At 45.0% G+C, this 17,066-nt stretch carries 10 protein-coding genes; 8 read left to right on the top strand and 2 right to left on the bottom strand.

The window, feature by feature from the left end:
- The first annotated feature begins 100 nt into the window (after positions 1-100).
- From coaW to cbiD, 5 genes are read left to right on the top strand one after another with little or no spacing between them, the layout of a single operon-like run.
- Positions 101-931, top strand: a complete 831-nt coding sequence (gene coaW / locus ACZ42L_RS04625; protein WP_464701718.1) for a type II pantothenate kinase — start codon at positions 101-103, stop codon at positions 929-931.
- Between the two features lie 8 nt (positions 932-939).
- Positions 940-2,349: a precorrin-3B C(17)-methyltransferase gene (cobJ, locus tag ACZ42L_RS04620; protein ID WP_464716765.1), complete on the top strand. Its 1,410-nt coding sequence runs from the start codon at positions 940-942 to the stop codon at positions 2,347-2,349.
- A 20-nt stretch (positions 2,350-2,369) separates the two neighbouring features.
- The gene (gene cbiE, locus ACZ42L_RS04615; RefSeq protein WP_464716764.1) at positions 2,370-3,581 is read left to right on the top strand and encodes a precorrin-6y C5,15-methyltransferase (decarboxylating) subunit CbiE; all 1,212 of its coding nucleotides are present in this window, start codon (positions 2,370-2,372) and stop codon (positions 3,579-3,581) included.
- Positions 3,578-5,338 (top strand): precorrin-4 C(11)-methyltransferase, encoded by a 1,761-nt coding sequence (gene cobM / locus ACZ42L_RS04610; RefSeq protein WP_464716763.1) that lies wholly within the window; start codon positions 3,578-3,580, stop codon positions 5,336-5,338. The genes cbiE and cobM overlap by 4 nt, the downstream gene beginning before the upstream one ends.
- Positions 5,325-7,211 carry a cobalt-precorrin-5B (C(1))-methyltransferase CbiD gene (gene cbiD / locus ACZ42L_RS04605; RefSeq protein WP_464716762.1) on the top strand — a complete coding sequence of 629 codons (1,887 nt, stop codon included), beginning with the start codon at positions 5,325-5,327 and terminating at the stop codon, positions 7,209-7,211. Before cobM ends, cbiD begins: the two co-directional genes overlap by 14 nt.
- Positions 7,212-7,220: 9 nt before the next feature.
- Here cbiD and ACZ42L_RS04600 read toward each other — a convergent pair whose 3' ends face one another.
- Together ACZ42L_RS04600 and ACZ42L_RS04595 are read right to left on the bottom strand one after the other, a co-directional pair.
- Complete coding sequence (locus ACZ42L_RS04600; RefSeq protein WP_464716761.1) at positions 7,221-8,246, bottom strand: iron chelate uptake ABC transporter family permease subunit; 1,026 nt, start codon at positions 8,244-8,246, stop codon at positions 7,221-7,223.
- Between the two features lie 13 nt (positions 8,247-8,259).
- Complete coding sequence (locus tag ACZ42L_RS04595) at positions 8,260-9,417, bottom strand: ABC transporter substrate-binding protein (protein WP_464706798.1); 1,158 nt, start codon at positions 9,415-9,417, stop codon at positions 8,260-8,262.
- 223 nt (positions 9,418-9,640) lie between these two features.
- Between ACZ42L_RS04595 and ACZ42L_RS04590 the strand changes: the two genes are divergently transcribed.
- From ACZ42L_RS04590 to ACZ42L_RS04580, 3 genes are all read left to right on the top strand, one after another.
- On the top strand, positions 9,641-11,107 hold the full coding sequence (locus tag ACZ42L_RS04590) for an SLC13 family permease (protein WP_464701034.1): 1,467 nt from the start codon (positions 9,641-9,643) through the stop codon (positions 11,105-11,107).
- Between the two features lie 555 nt (positions 11,108-11,662).
- Positions 11,663-14,569 (top strand): TIM-barrel domain-containing protein, encoded by a 2,907-nt coding sequence (locus tag ACZ42L_RS04585; RefSeq protein WP_464716760.1) that lies wholly within the window; start codon positions 11,663-11,665, stop codon positions 14,567-14,569.
- 2 nt (positions 14,570-14,571) lie between these two features.
- A complete protein-coding gene (locus ACZ42L_RS04580) occupies positions 14,572-17,013 on the top strand; it encodes a glycoside hydrolase family 2 TIM barrel-domain containing protein (RefSeq protein WP_464716759.1) in 2,442 nt (813 codons plus the stop codon).
- Positions 17,014-17,066 lie beyond the last annotated feature (53 nt).

Below are 17,066 nucleotides of genomic sequence, written 5' to 3'. Positions count from 1 at the left end.
GCGCGATGATGAGTTCGGTTCTCGTGAGTTTATTGGGGTGGGATGCCACTGTAATTCATTTAAATTGTTTATCTTTGTAGCGACAACACAAAATAAAGCAATGAAGAAAATTGTAATAGGCATTGACGTCGGTATCAGCACTACAAAAATTGTCGGTGTTGACGAGAACAGGATGGTTATCAATCCTTTCCGTATCAAGGCTACCGACCCTGTGACAAGTCTCTATGGGGCTTTTGGCAAGTATCTCTACGATAACAAGATAGAACTAGGCGACGTCGAACAGGTGATGCTTACCGGCGTAGGGGCGGCTTATATCAACGGCCCTATATATGGATTGCCCACCAGTAAGAGCCAGGAGTTTATTGCCGATGGACTCGGAGCGCGTTATGAGAGTAAACTCGACCGTATGATTGTAGTGAGCATGGGTACGGGTACGAGTCTTGTGATGTGCGATGGCGATGATATACGGCATATTGGAGGCATTGGTATCGGGGGGGGTACGCTTCAGGGGTTGAGCCGTATCATGCTCAAGACCGATGATATTAAGCAGGTGGCAAGTCTGGCGATGCAGGGCGACATCAGTAAAATCAATCTGCTGATAGGCGATATCAGTGCGCACCCTCTTCCCGGTTTGCCTATGAATGCCACGGCATCGCTCTTCAGTAATGCCAAGGCCAATGCCAGCAGGGAAGATATTGCCATCGGACTTATCTGCATGGTGTTGCAGTCTATAGGCAGTGCCAGCATCCTTTCCAGTCTGGGCAGCGGTATCAAGGACTTTGTGATGATAGGTAATCTGACGTTGTTGCCACAGTGCAAGGAAGTGTATCCGGGGTTGGAAAAACTCTATGGGGTACATTTCAGAATACCTAAATACAGCGAGTTTTGTACGGCTATCGGTGCGGCACTTGATTATATGGATAAGAAATAGACGACATCATGGCTGATGGAAAAATCATTATTGCCGGTATAGGGCCAGGCAGTAAGGAGGACATAACGCCTGCTGTACTCGATGCGGTCCATGTCTCCGATGTGATAGTGGGGTATAAATACTATTTCCAGTTTATTACCCCGTATCTTCGCGAGGGAGTATCGTGCATTGACACAGGAATGAAAAAAGAACGCGAGCGTGCCAGACTGGCTTTTGAAGAAGCCGAGAAGGGGCTGACCGTCTGTGTTATTTCCAGTGGCGATGCGGGCATCTATGGTATGGCTCCACTGATTTTGGAGATGAAACGCGAGCGTGACAGCAGTGTGGAGGTGGTGTCTTGTCCGGGGGTGAGTGCCTTTCAGAAGGCGGCTTCTTTGCTCGGTGCTCCTATGGGACACGACTTCTGCGTCATCTCGCTGAGCGACTTGATGACGCCTTGGAGTCTGATTGAACGACGGATTGTAGCTGCGGCACAGGCTGATTTTGTTACAGCTGTATATAATCCTAAAAGTAACGGTAGGTACTGGCAGTTATATCGGTTAGTTGAATTGTTTCTTCAAAGTGGGAGAAGCGCCGATACTCCTGTGGGATATGTGCGTCAGGCCGGTAGGCCGGAGCAATCTGTACAGCTGACGACACTGGGCGAATTCAATCCGGAAGATATAGATATGTTCACCATTGTTATCATCGGTAACAGCCAGACTTATCGGTGGGGGGAGCGTATGATAACTCCGCGCGGATATTATCAGGCCGATGAGGTATCCGAAGATAAGGTGGGGCGGCAGATTATGATTCAGAGTTTCCGGACCATTGCTGCGGAACTGAAAAATAAGGAAATCCCACTTGACCATCAATGGGCATTGCTCCACGCCATCCATACTACTGCCGACTTTGATATGGAAGACATCCTCTATACCGATACCGGGGCTGTGGCGACGCTTTACGGCCGTATAGCGGATGGGCAGATAGGTACAATCGTTACCGACGTGACAATGGTTAAGAGCGGTATTCGTAAGGGAGCTTTGGCCCGATTGGGTGTCAGTGTGCTTTGCTATTTGGACGATTCGCGTGTCAAAGAAATGGCAGAAAAAGAGGGAATTACCCGTACGCAGGCCGGTATAAGACTGGCTGTAGACGAGCATCCGCATGCCCTTTTCGCATTCGGTAATGCTCCTACGGCATTGATAGAGCTTTGTTCGCTCATGCGACGGGGCAAGGCAGTGCCGGCAGGGATTGTTGCCGCGCCTGTAGGCTTTGTTCATGTGTGCGAGAGCAAGCACATGGTAAAGACCTTCAAGGATGTGCCGAAACTTATAGTCGAGGGGCGGAAAGGGGGCAGTAATCTTGCTGCCACACTCTGTAATGCCATTCTCTGCTTCGACGATGCCGCACAGTTGCGACCGGGCAGAGATCTTTAAAACGTTTCTATCACTATCACATGCACATGAGATTTATCGTAGTCGGACTTCCTGATTCCCCCTGTTTTGAGTTGCCTGTCGAGGTTTTACAGGCAATCAGTACAGCCAAGGTGTTCTCCGGTGGAAAACGGCATCATGAATTGGTACGACATTGGCTGCCCCAAGATGCTTCTTGGATTGACATCGTCGCTCCGATGAAGGCAGTCTTTGATGAGTATGAGTCCACGTGCAGAGTCGTGCAGGCAGACGAGTTGGTAGTGTTCGTTTCCAACGACCCGCTGTTTTATGGTTTTGCCAACACTATCAAGCGTTTCATGCCTGATGCCGATATACGGTTGTACCCTTATTTCAATAGTCTACAGATGTTGGCTCATCGGTTGGTGATGCCTTATCATGACATGCGAATTGTGAGCTTGACCGGACGTCCTTGGCATGAATTTGACTGCGCATTGATAGAACGATGTCTGAAGATAGGAGTGTTGACCGATCGGGAGCATACGCCGGCAGCCATTGCCGCGCAGATGTTGGCATATGGTTTTGACGGATACACCATGTCGGTAGGTGAGCATTTAGGACATCCTGAAAAGGAGAGAGTACGCAGTCTTGCGGTGCAAGATGCTGTGGTCAATGAGTTTGAATATCCTAATTGTCTGATACTCCATGCAGAGGAAGGTGCTGTGCCGCAGCGTGAGTATGGTATCGAGGAGCGTCGCTTTGCATTGCTGGATGGCCGAGTCAATATGATTACCAAGATGCCGATTCGCCTGTTGTCGCTTCAGGCGTTGCATCTGCGTACCCACCGTGTGTTCTGGGATATTGGTTTCTGTACCGGGAGCATCAGTATTGAAGCCAAGTTGCAGTTCCCGTATCTACATGTTGTGGCCTTTGAAATAAGGCCAGACTGTGAAACGATATTGCAGGAAAACCAGAAACGATTCCACTGTCCGGGCATTACGCCGGTGATGGGAGACTTTCTGGAAGCCGATTTGGCCGGATTACCAACTCCCGATGCTGTGTTTGTCGGTGGGCATGGTGGACGGTTAAAAGAAATCTTGCACCGTATAGTTCCATTGCTGTCTGCTGGAGCGCATGTTGTCATGAACAGTGTCACGTCCCAGAGTCTTGCATCGTTCGATGAGGCTGTGGCAGAACTAGGACTGCATGCCATGAGGCCGATGTATATTACAGTAGACAATCATAATCCGATTCATATTTTATCAGCTACGAAATGAGAATAGCCATTATCCCAATATCATCCCAAGGTAGGCTTGTTGCCGAAAGACTCAAAGCCGAGTTGCAAGGCGAGATTATGACGCGCGAGAGCGTAGGAGAGGTTTTCCATGATTTTGAAGCCTTTGTATTTGTGGGCGCTATGGGTGTCTGTGTGCGTACGATAGCTCCTTTAGTGGAAGACAAGCATACAGATCCGGCCGTACTTTGTATTGACAGTACGGGTAAAAATATAATCAGCGTATTAAGTGGACATGTGGGTGGGGCTAACGAATTGACACATGAGATAGCCCGGATGCTCGGTGCGATGCCGGTCATAACCACGCAAAGCGATAACGAAGGACTTTGGGCATTGGATACATTGGCCCGACAGTTTGGTTGGACGGTCTCGGAGACGGAACTGAATCATAGTATCTTTGCTTTTACGAGCCGTAAACCGACAGCCTTGCTTTTGGAAGTAAAAGATAGAGGTACGGAATACCTGGAACGTACTTGTCCTGAATTCGTCGACATCTATTATTGTGCCGGGGATATAGATAGGCAGCGTTATGAGCTTATCCTGTCGGTGAGTTATCGTGAACGGCCTGTTATAGCCGACTGTCTGACGGTGAATTATGTGCCACGCTGTGTGCATGTAGGGTTGGGGTTGGCTCATCAGGCACAGCCCGTCTCCGAAATTCTGGATGAAATACGGGACTTGCTGTCGCAACAGAATATTTCGCTCGATGCCATTATAGATATTCATACAATAGATGTAAAAGCTGATGAGCCTGTTGTAAAGGCTCTGGAGGAATGGTATGCAGTTTGTCTCCATACGGCTGAAGCGCTGCAAAAGGTGAATGTACCTAATGCCAGTAAGGTGGTGGCTAAATATGTGGGTACGCCCAGTGTGAGTGAAGCATCGGCATTGCTGGCAGCAAAGGGAGGACAGCTTTTGCTGGAAAAGCAGAAAGGAGCGAAGTGGACATTGGCTGTGGCGATGGATTTGATGTATCAACGAGCAGCACATATAGAGTTTGTCGGGGCAGGACCGGGCGATCCGGATTTGATTTCGGTGAGAGGTCGCCACTTCCTTGAAACGGCTGATTTCATACTCTATGCCGGCAGTTTAGTGCCGAAGGCGGTGGTAAGTTGTGCTAAAGAAGGCGCAACGGTCAAGAGCAGTGCGGGTTTGGACCTTGAGGAACAGGTGGAACTGATGAAGGAATTCTATAGGAGAGGAAAGCAGATAGTTCGTTTGCATACCGGAGACCCCTGCCTATATGGTGCTGTTCAGGAGCAAATGGCATTGCTTGATGCAGCGAATATGGATTATCATATAACACCGGGAATCAGTGCATTCCAGGCAGCTGCGGCAGAGTTGCGCTCTCAGTTTACCATTCCGCAAAAGACACAGACGATAATTCTAACCCGCGGAGAAGGGCGTACACCCATGCCGGAGAAAGAGAAATTACACATGTTGGCTCGTAGCCAAAGCACGATGTGCATCTATTTGAGTGCGACACTTGTAGATCAGGTGCAGGAAGAACTGCTGATGGAATATCCGGCAGAGACTCCTGTGGCAGCTTGTTATCGGTTGACGTGGCCTGAACAGAAAATATTGAGAGGGCAGCTAAAGGATTTGGCCAAGATAGTCAAGGACAATCAGTTGACACTTGATACGTTGTTGGTGGTGGGAGAGGCTATTGATAATAGAGCCGGATTGAGTGAATTGTATGCTAGTCACTTCACACATTTGTTCAGAAATGCAAAGGAATGAACAGAAAAATGAGAATCAGTCTGCTGTAGGGAGTATCTTAGTCTACGGTGGAACGACAGAGGGAAGAATAGCCGTGCAGGTGTTGGAAGAAGCTGGGAAAAACTTTTATTATTCTACCCGGACAGCTTCGCAAGAGGTGACATTGCATCATGGTGTCAGGGTGGTAGGTATAATGACACATGAACAGAAGATTGCTTTTTGCCATGAACATGATATTCGGCTCGTCATTGATGCTACACATCCTTTTGCTGAACATATCCATGAGTCTGTAGTTAGGCTGGTAGATGAATTGGATATACCTTTGATACGATTCGATAGAATGTCTGTAGGGAGAGATATAAATATCTGTTGGGTTGATAGTTATGTTGATTTTGTTAAAGAGATAGAAAACTTTAAGACACATAGTAGACGGCTTGTCGTTTTATCTCTGTGTGGTGTGTCTGCCGTGAAAGAACTATGTGCCTTAGAAAATGTGGTGGATGTGCATTACCGCATATTGAATGTGGAGACAAGTAGACAAAAGGCATCGGAATATGGGGTAGCATTAGGGCATCTGCATGATAGCCGTGAAGAGTTGGAATGTCTTTTAGAATGCTTGCACCCTGACATTGTGCTTATCAAAGAGAGTGGGGCGTCGGGTGGATTCCAACAGAAGACGGAGATGGCTTTGCGTATGGGGTGCAAGGTATATGCTATCAGGCAACCTGACTACCAGACTGTCGTGGATAGTTACCATATATCTGCAAATCGTTATCAGCGAGTAGATGGGCCTCATGGGCTACGCCGGGCCACGGAAAAACTCTTTCCAGATTTTTTTGAATTGAAGAGCGGTCTTACTACAGGAACGTATGCGACGGCAGCTGCTATCGGTGCATGCAGGTGGCTGTTGTGTATGGATGATACCTTGACAGAGAAGGTGGATGTTGTCATTCCGGACGGTGAGTCGATTTCGGTACCTGTCTATTATGGTGAAGATGAGAGGGGGAAAACTTACTGCATGTGTATCAAAGACAGTGGGGATGATCCTGATGTTACCAATGGTTTGGAGATTCGTGCTTATGTAGAGTTGGATGCCACTGCCAAAAATCGGCAAGATGGCATTGATATTCGTGGTGGTGTGGGAATTGGCACAATTACTTTGCCGGGATTTGATGCTCCGCCAGGTTCAGTTGCCATCAATCAAGTGCCGCAGCAGATGATACGACATAACCTGAGATTGCTGACCAGGAAACCAATATGTGTGACGATAAGCGTTCCCCGTGGAGAGGAAATTGCCGGTCGGACATTCAATCCTAGGCTTGGTATTAAGGGAGGAATCAGTATCATAGGAGTGTCGGGTATCATTAAGCCTTTTTCCAAAGAGGGTTTCTTGAATTCTATCCGTAAGTGTATACATGTAGCCAAAGCGAGCGGTTGTGACCATGTGGTCATCAATAGTGGTGCAAAGAGCGAGCAATATGTCAAGGCATATTATGCCCATCTACCCGAACAAGTTTTTGTAGAGTATGGCAATTTTATCGGAGAGACTATTAAGATGGCTGCTGATGAAGGATTTATGAAGATTTCTTTGGGTATTATGCTGGGAAAGGCTGTGAAGTTAGCAGCTGGCCATCTTGATACGCATAGCAAGCATTCTGTTATGGACAAGCAGTTTATTGCATCAATGATGGCAGAGGCGCATTGTGGGAGAGAGGTTGTGGAAGCCCTAGCCAATATCAAATTAGCCAGAGAATTGTGGCAGATTCTGTCCGAAGCAGAGATGCGGAATTTTGTGGATGTGGTTCGCCGACATTGTCTTTTGCATTGTGAACCGTTGGCGCCGGATTGCGAGGTGGAATTGTTGCTGATAGATAATGAGGGTAGGGTGTGGTAGCATTAAGTCCTAGAATTTCCGTTGTCTTGAGAAAATAATTGAGGCAACGATAGGCGCACCGACCAGAGCTGTGACCGAATTGACTGGCAAAGCTCCTTCGATTCCAGGGAAACGTACCAATAAATTGCAGATAAGAGCAAGTAGACTGCCTGTCAGCATGGTTGCAGGGAGAAGTATGCGATGGTCGGATGTCTGGAATATAGACCGGCAGAGATGGGGCACGGCCAGTCCAATGAACATGATTGGTCCGCAATAGGCAGTGATGATGGCGACGAGCACACCGCTTGCTACAATAACCAAGGTGCGGGCACGGCGTACATTCAGGCCAAGGTTTCGGGCATAATCATCACCCAACAGAAGCAGATTGAGCATCTTGACCATGAGCATCTGTAAGGGTAATAGGATGCTCATGATTCCAACAAAAAGCCACATCTCTCCACCACTCACACGTGCAAAACTGCCTAATCCCCATACGACGAATGCTTTTACATCTTCTTCCGGCGAAAAGAATTTCAATACACCGATAATGGCTGTGGCCAGATAGCCAATCATGACACCGATGATAAGGAGGGTCACATTGCCCTGTACTTTCTGGGAGGTGGCTACAATCAGTGCCATAACGGCCAAAGCCCCGATAATAGCAGCTAATGTCATGGCTATATCTCCGAAGAAACCAAGGCGACTAAGGGCAACGCCACCGATAGAGCCGGACAGTAAGACCACGAAAGCTACGCCCAAACTAGCTCCGCTAGAAATTCCTAATACAGAAGGACCTGCTAGTGGATTGCGGAAAACCGTTTGCATTTGGAGACCGCTTACTGCCAACCCTGCACCGGCAACGAGGGCTACCATGGCTTGGGGAATGCGCGACTTGAATACGATGTTCTGCGAGATAATACCAACTCTATGGTCATTTATCAGTGCGTGATAGACTTCGTTGAAGGGGATGTGTACCGACCCAATCATGACGTTGAGAACCCATAATATGGCTATCAGCACAGTGATGAGGGCAAATATGATAATGTGCTTGTTCAAATGCGCAGGATATTTATTTCAACAGTTGGTAATATTTGGGCTTGTAACCTTGGAGCAATTCCGGATGAAAGATGTAGATAAGGTCTTTGAGCAATACATCCGGCTCAACAGGACTGCTCTCATAGTAAGGAGATTGTTGCATGTTGCAGTATATGACGTGTTTTTGTTGCCATGCTTTGAAATCCTTATTGCGTACATCGCTCTTGGCTAATGCTTCATAAGTGAACTGACCTTTGAAGCTGTTGAGGATACGCCAATAGTCGGCATTAGCTCCTTTAGCATACATTTCCTCATATTCCAGTGGGTATCCTCCGGAATGTTTGTCATGTTCCAGAATATATTTTGCTCCTGCATCGTGGAAAAGTTGGGCGAGATGGTTGCGCCCTCCAACGGCAAACCAACGTCCAGAATGTATCTCGCCACTCATAACCGTAGGCTTGTTTGGGGCATTGAGTGCCAATTTCCGGGCTTCCTCATATCGTTTGGCAATTGCGTTGAAAAGTGAGTCGGCCTCTTTCTCCTTGTCAATGAATAGCCCGATAAACTTCAACCACTCTGCCTGGCCGAGTGGAGTCTCCTCTTTATATCCTAGATGCGGAATCAGTACGATGCCGGTTTGTTTGACAACATCATATCCGCCACGTTTAAATGGGGAGATAAAGATAACCTGTGGGTCGGCAGCCATAATCTTTTCATTGTCAAAATTGCCTTCGTGGCCTATCTTAACGATAGTTCCGGACTTGATTCGTTGTTTGACATCTTGATTGAATAAGTTCTTGGTACTGGTGATGCCTGATACCTTGTCTAATGCCCGAAGAGCAATGAAATCGGCTAACTGTAGCGTTGTCATGGCAATACAGCGATTGATGGGGACATCAATGCGGGTATAGCCGGTAGGAATATCAATTACCATGTCTCTTGGGACTAGGGCAAATTTATAGTCGGTGGGCATCTCTTCAACACCTTTCATCGTTTTGATGGGTTTCACGTCAACAAGCTTTACGCCGTTTGGAAGATATTGTACGCTGAATCCTTTTGCGTAGTCAATATGGATGGTGTCGGTAGTTAGACTGTCTACAAGATTGTTATGGGTAGACTGCTTGTTGACTCCATTGCAGCTAATGAGCAGCAAGGACGTAAATAAAAGAAAGAGTGCACTATATTTTCTCATGTGAGTTGGATTCTTATATAATTCGCAAAATTAGTAAAAAAAATAGTTTTAGATGTATGTCTATGTATATTTTGGATGGGTATATCCGCAAGATAATATGTGAGAGTGATGATAAAAAAGTTCTTTTTTGCATAAATTTATAGGTCAAATGTATTTATTATATGTTTTTTCTATATCTTTGTCAGCATGTCTAAATCTATTATTAACTAATTGACAATCTATTATGCAAGAAACACTTCACAAAGTTTTATCGGGTGATTTCAATAAAACGAAATTCCTGATGTTTGCGATTACGATGCTTGTCACCGTAATCGTATGGAATCTTCCTATTGCTTTTTTCGGCATTGATGGGCTTACTGTAGTTCAGCAACGCGTTATTGCCATCTTCGTAATGGCTGTCTTGCTGTGGATAACCGAGGCTATTCCCGCATGGGCTACCTCCGTTTCCATTATCTTCGTGCTGCTCTTCTTCGTTTCCAACAGTTCCTTTAAGTTTTTCCAAGGTGCAGAAGGTCAGTATGGACAGTTGCTTGACTCCGTTGGTATTATGGCTTGCTTTGCCGATCCAACCATCATTCTGTTCTTAGGTGGATTTGTATTAGCTATCGCAGCAACCAAGAGTGGGCTGGATGTGATGATGGCCAAAGCCATGATTAAACCTTTTGGTAACAAGTCGGAAAATGTGCTTTTGGGCTTTTTGCTTATTACCGGTATTTTCTCTATGTTTATCAGCAACACGGCTACGGCTGCTATGATGCTTACATTCCTGACTCCGGTGTTCCGGGCTTTGCCTCCTGAAGGTAAGGGACGTATTGCCCTGACTTTGGCAATCCCTATCGGTGCGAACATTGGTGGTATGGGTACGCCTATTGGTACGCCCCCCAACGTTTTTGCCATCAAGTATTTGAATGATCCGGCAGGACTGAATATGGGTATTACCTTCGTTCAGTGGATGATGATTATGATTCCTCTGGTACTGGTATTGTTGACAATAGCATGGTTTCTTTTGACCAAACTGTTCCCATTTAAGCAAAAGACTATTAATCTGGAAATCAATGGTGACATGAGTCGTAATTGGCGTACAGTAGTTGTGGCCGTCACGTTTGTCGTTACAATCTTATTATGGGTGTTTGGTGATAAAGTAGGTATCAATGCGAATACTACTGCCATGTTGCCAATAGCCGTATTTGCCCTAACTGGTGTCTTGAGTGCAAAGGACTTGCAGGATATTGACTGGAGTGTTATTTGGATGGTTGCCGGAGGATTCGCACTCGGTATGGCTATGAATGGTACAGGCTTGGCCGAGCAGGCTATCAAGAGTATTCCATTCGGTCAGTGGAATCCGTTTGTCATCCTTATTGTAGCTTGTCTGATTTGCTATGCGTTGAGTAATTTCATCAGTAATACAGCCACAGCGGCCTTGTTGCTTCCTATTCTTGCAGTCGTTTGTAAGGGTATGGGTGAGAGTCTGGGTGCTATTGGTGGAACGGTTACAGTTCTCGTGGGTATTGCTGTGGCAGCTTCTGCTGCTATGTGTTTGCCTATTAGTACGCCGCCGAATGCTATTGCGTTCTCTACAGGACTGGTTCGTCAGAACGATATGCTTAAAGTAGGTATCATAGTAGGTGTTATTACATTAGTATTAGGTATTGGTGTCTTGATACTTTTTGGTAGACTCGGTATATTTTAAGATGTTATTAGATTAAAGCATAGTTCCTATGTTTGTAATGAGGGCTGATTTCTTGTATAGGGATCAGCCCTTTTTGTATAGTTCATATTTTGGCTTGTTATCAGTGATAGTTTTGATAAAATGTTAAAACAAATTTAATTAACAATCATTGTTATTATAGATTGCTCTTTGTTTTTAGATTTATTTTATATTTGTAACATCTAAAGTAGGATAGAATAACACAGATGCCATGTTGCCGTCTATCATGAAAAGAAAATCAACGTAGAGGTGTATACAAGGTGTTTGCATGATATGAGAACATAATTTAAAATGTTAATTATGATTGATGTGGTGTTCGGATTAAGAGAATACTGCATGAGGGATAGATATTAGGTATTTTATCTATCTGGTTTTTAGTTCAAATTGGGATATTGTAGGGATTTCACCGTGAGGTGTAATCCCTTCTTTTTTGTTCATGCAATTAGAAAGATATAAATTGTTTGAATCTTAAAAGAAAATATATGATTTTGATATAAATATCGTATCTTTGTAGCAAACTATTGTACTAAACAATCAATGAATACTTTAAAAACTATCTTTTTTTGTGGTATCATGTCTTTTGGTACTCTGAATGTGTCGGCAAAAAGTTATACACAGTCGGGTAACATGATAACCATTCAAGTGGAGAAACAATCTTTAGTGAGTCCGAAACTTGTTCGTCTCCAAGTTATTCATGATAAGATTATTCGTGTGGAGTCTACACGGGAGACCTCATTTCCAGTGAAGAATAGTCTTATAATTGTTCCTCAAACGGCGACTTCGAAGTACAGTGTAACCGAAAAAGGTAATATACTGACGGTGTTTACGAAGCAGTTGCAGGCAGTGGTAGATAAGCAGACGGGGCGTGTCCGCTTTTTGACACGTGATGGCAAGACTCTTTTATCAGAAGCCGAACAGCACGGTAAGACTTTTAGGCCGTTCGTAGTTCCACAGCGTGAGATTGGAGTAGGAACGCTTACTGACGCCCAAAGAAATGGATGGACATGGCATGCGGTCTTTGATAGTCCTGCTGATGAGGCTTTTTATGGATTGGGGCAACATCAATCAGAGGAATTGTCTATGAAGGGTAAGAATGAGGATTTGTTCCAATACAACACGAAGATTAGTGTACCCTTTGTCATTAGCAATAAGAATTATGGCCTGTTATGGGATAGCTATTCTTATTGCCGTTTCGGAAATCCAAATGATTATTTGCAGTTGAATGGGGCATTCAAGCTTTATGATAAGAACGGGAAAGTCGGCTCATTAACAGGAACTTATATTGCTAAAGACGGACAAAAGATTGAACGTTCTGAAGATAGTATCTATTTTGAGAATTCAGAAACGATAGGCAATCTTCCTCAAGGATTCAAACTGAACGGTTCTCATGTGACGTATGAGGGATTTGTTGAGGCACCGGTCGATAATCTCTATCGCTTTATCCTGTATTATGCAGGTTACGTAAAAGTGTTCATAGACGGTAAGGAAGTCGTTACTGAGCGTTGGCGTACAGCGTGGAATCCCAACTCTTATAAATTTACCCATCCTTTGAAAGAAGGTGTAAAGGCTCGCCTGTTGATAGATTGGTATCCAGACGGAGATGTTTCGTATTGTGGATTGCGTGCTGCTGTACCCCAAAGTGAGGCAGAACAGAATAAGCTCAGTATCTGGAGTGAGATGAGTAGAGATATGGACTACTATTTTATAGCTGGGCAGAATATGGATGATGTCATCTCTGGATATCGTACATTGACAGGTAAGGCGCAAGTCTTCCCTAAATGGTCGTTGGGTTTTTGGCAGAGTAGAGAGCGCTATAAATCTTCAGCTGATATAGAAAATACATTGGCAGAGTTCCGTAGGCGTCATATTCCAGTAGATAATATTGTTCAAGATTGGAACTATTGGAAATTGGATAGTTGGGGAAGTCATACCTTTGAAGAGTCCCGTTTCCCCAATCCGCAGGCTATGCTCGATAGTGTGCATGCCATGAATGGACGCTTTATGATTTCGGTTTGGCCCAAGTTCTATAGTTCAGTAAAGAATTATAAGGAATTAGACAGTAAAGGATGGATTTATCATCAGGCTATTAAAGATAGTATTTATGACTGGTTAGGCTTTATGGGGTCTTTCTACGATGCTTATGATCCAGGTGCTCGTAAGATGTTTTGGCGTCAGATGGATGAAAATCTATATAGTAAATACAAGTATGGTATAGATGCCTGGTGGATGGATGCGAGCGAACCGAATGTTCGTGATTGCACTCCAATGTGGTATCGCAAGGCATTGAGTGGACCGACAGCTCTTGGTTCCAGTACAGAATTCTTCAATGCTTATAGCATCGTGAATGCTGACGCCATCTATAATGGCCAGCGCTCCGTGAATCCTAATACCCGTGTATTCCTGCTTACTCGTAGCGGATTTGCCGGTGAGCAACGCTATGGAACAGCATCGTGGAGTGGCGATATTGGTACACGTTGGGAAGATATGCGTGCGCAGATGACTGCCGGCATGAACTATTCATTATGCGGTTTACCTTTCTGGGGCATGGATCAGGGTGGCTTCTGCGTAGAAAATCGCTATATAGCTGCTCAGCAGCATTTTGATGCTACAGGCGAAGAAAATGAGGATTTGAAAGAATGGCGTGAATTGCAGACTCGCTGGAATCAGTTTGGTTGCTTTATCCCATTGTACCGTGCACATGGCCAATGGCCATTGCGTGAAGTTTGGAATATTGCTCCAGAGTCCCATCCAGCGTATCAAACAATTGTTACTTATGATAAGTTGCGCTATCGATTGATGCCATATCTCTATAGCATGGCAGGTGCAGTCCATTTCAAGGACTATACGATGATGCGTGCTTTGGTGATGGATTTCACGAATGATACTGCTGTTAACGATATTAAAGACCAATGGATGTTTGGCCCATCATTGATGGCATGCCCGGTCGGAGTATACAAGGCACGTACACGTCAGGTGTATTTGCCCAAACAAACAGGATGGTACGACCTATACACGAATCAGTATTATCAGGGTGGGCAGACCATTACTGCCGATGCACCGTATGAGAAGATTCCTGTATTTGTACCGCAGGGTGCGATAATTCCTTTTGGTCCGGAGATAGAGTGGAGCGATGAGAAGAAACCCGAACTGATAACCTTATATGTCTATGCTGGTAAAAACGGAGAATTTACGCTCTACGAAGACGAGGGTGTAAACTATAATTACGAGAAAGGTAAGTATGCTACTATTTCGTTCAATTACGATGACAGCAAGCGTACTTTGACAATAGGAAACCGCCAAGGCGAGTTTGATGGCATGTTGAAGCAGCGCCGGTTCAAGGTTGTATTGCGTACACCCAGGCAGAAAGTAGAAAATCTGAATCTTGACACAGCGCAAGGTCGCATTGTCACTTATACCGGAAAACATATAACTATAAAATTATAATCATGAAAAAGCTTCTTTTATTATTTTTATTGACACTCGGACCGTTGTCAGTAGCGTATGCCCGTGATCGTCAGTTATTTACAGATGGTTGGTTGTTTGCCTTAGCAGACTCAAAAGAAATGTCTAATCCGGATTATCAAGATGTTAAATGGAGACGGCTTGATTTACCGCATGATTGGGCTATAGAGGGTGATTTCCATGCAGCCAATCCCTCTGGCGCCAATGGAGGGGCTTTGCCTGGTGGTATAGGTTGGTATCGTAAACATTTTACAATACAAAACCTTGGGCAGGGAAAGCGCTATTTTGTAGAGTTCGATGGTGTTTATATGAATTCTTCTGTCTACATCAATGGTCACAAGCTAGGAGAGCGTCCGTATGGATATATAGGCTTTGAATACGACCTCACTCCTTATCTAGTTAAAGGAGATAATGTGATAGCTGTTAAGGTTGATAATTCCGAACAGCCTAATTCGCGTTGGTATGCGGGTTGTGGCATCTATCGTAATGTGTGGTTTACACAAACCGAGGCATTGCGCATAGCCCATTGGGGAGTACATGTTCAGACTACGTCGAAAGGGCAGGTTTCCGTAAATACTTCTTTGGTCGACGAAGGACACCAGGGGCAGAAACCCATAGTGCGTAATACCATCTATGATGCCAATCAGCGTGTAGTTGCACGCAATGAAAGTAGCATGTTCAGCCAACGTTTGCGGGTAAAGAATCCTAGACTGTGGTCGATAGATAATCCTTATATATATAAAGTAAAGACGGAAGTTCTGCTTGGTGGCAAAGTCATAGATGAAGTAACCACGACCACTGGTTTCCGTGATTTCCGTTTCGATAATAAGACCGGATTTTGGCTGAATGGCAAGAATCTGAAGATAAATGGTGTCTGTGACCATCATGATTTAGGATGTTTGGGGGCAGCTATCAATACCGATGCTCTTGTACGTAAATTGCGTATGCTCAAAGAAATGGGATGCAACGCCATTCGTTGTTCGCATAATCCACCAGCCCCGGAACTTCTCGACTTGTGCGATTCTATGGGGTTTATCGTGATGGACGAGAGTTTTGACATGTGGAGACAGAAAAAGACAACGTTTGACTATGCCCTCTTTTTTGACAAATGGGCAGAACGCGATTTGACCGATTTGGTACTTCGTGATCGTAATCATCCATCTGTCATCATGTGGAGTTTGGGAAATGAGGTGCTGGAACAGTGGAATCCTAAGAAAGGAGCAGAGGTTGGCGATGTTAATATTTTGTTGAATGCTGCTCATGATTCATCAGAGCTTCAGCAACGGGAAAAGGGATTGAGTGATAATGCACGTTTAACAATCTGGTTAGCCAATATCGTTCGCAGGCTTGATACTACACGCCCAATAACAGCTGGTTGTAGTGAACCGTCTCCACAGAATCATCTGTTTAAGAGTGGTGCACTGGACATCATCGGTTTCAATTACCATCATCAGAATATCAAAGATGTTCCAGCAAATTTCCCTGGTAAGCCTTTTATCATGTCGGAGTCGGTGTCGGCTCTTCAGACACGTGGTTATTATATGATGCCAAGCGATTCAGTGTATATAGCTCCTACACATTGGCGTTTACCTTATACAGATCCATCATTCTCATGTAGTGCGTATGACAATATGCGTGCTGCATGGGGGAGTACACACGAGCCTACTTGGGATGTGGTGAAACATACTCCTTATGTGAGTGGTCAATTTATATGGACTGGCTGGGACTATATAGGTGAACCTACTCCATATAATTTCCCTGCACGTAGCAGCTATTTCGGAATTATCGATTTGGCAGGTTTCCCGAAAGATGTGTACTATATGTACCAAAGCGAGTGGACCGACAAGCCTGTATTACATCTCTTCCCACATTGGAATTGGATGCCCGGACAGACTATAGACATGTGGTGTTATTACAATCAGGCCGACGAGGTAGAACTCTTTGTGAATGGGCAGAGTGCCGGTATTCGTAAGAAGGGAACGCATGATTATCACGTGATGTGGCGTGTAAAGTATGCTCCTGGTACGGTGAAAGTTGTTGCTCGGAAGGATGGACAGATAGTTCGTGAGCAGGAAATACATACTGCCGGCAATCCTGATCATCTACGTATGAAGGCCGATCGTCAAGTATTGCAGGCCAATGGAAAGAGTTTGGCATTTGTAACCATCGAAGTTGTAGACAAGGATGGCAACGTATGTCCGGATGCCGGCAATCAACTCTATTTCTCGACTGAGGGTGATGTGAAGATTGCTGGTGTAGACAATGGCTGCCAATACTCCTTGGAGCGATTTAAGGACAATAAGCGCAAAGCCTTTAACGGGCGTTGCTTGGTGGTGTTACAGAGTGGAAAGTCGACTGGAGAGATTCAACTTCGTGCGCGTGGAGTCGGTTTGAAAGACGGTAGTATCACGTTGCAGGTACGTTAGTCAAAGGAATTGTTCATCATGTTATTGGTTAAATTGGTTTGCAAGGAAATATG

It is taken from the genome of Prevotella mikamonis (genome assembly GCF_055381405.1).
This window is presented reverse-complemented; position numbering and strand designations above follow the sequence as displayed.

Coding starts and splice junctions, on each gene's coding strand:
- coaW (WP_464701718.1), top strand. CDS start 101: ATGAAGAAAATTGTAATAGGCATTGACGTCGGTATCAGCACTACAAAA.
- cobJ (WP_464716765.1), top strand. CDS start 940: ATGGCTGATGGAAAAATCATTATTGCCGGTATAGGGCCAGGCAGTAAG.
- cbiE (WP_464716764.1), top strand. CDS start 2,370: ATGCACATGAGATTTATCGTAGTCGGACTTCCTGATTCCCCCTGTTTT.
- cobM (WP_464716763.1), top strand. CDS start 3,578: ATGAGAATAGCCATTATCCCAATATCATCCCAAGGTAGGCTTGTTGCC.
- cbiD (WP_464716762.1), top strand. CDS start 5,325: ATGCAAAGGAATGAACAGAAAAATGAGAATCAGTCTGCTGTAGGGAGT.
- ACZ42L_RS04595 (WP_464706798.1), bottom strand. CDS start 9,417: ATGAGAAAATATAGTGCACTCTTTCTTTTATTTACGTCCTTGCTGCTC.
- ACZ42L_RS04590 (WP_464701034.1), top strand. CDS start 9,641: ATGCAAGAAACACTTCACAAAGTTTTATCGGGTGATTTCAATAAAACG.
- ACZ42L_RS04585 (WP_464716760.1), top strand. CDS start 11,663: ATGAATACTTTAAAAACTATCTTTTTTTGTGGTATCATGTCTTTTGGT.
- ACZ42L_RS04580 (WP_464716759.1), top strand. CDS start 14,572: ATGAAAAAGCTTCTTTTATTATTTTTATTGACACTCGGACCGTTGTCA.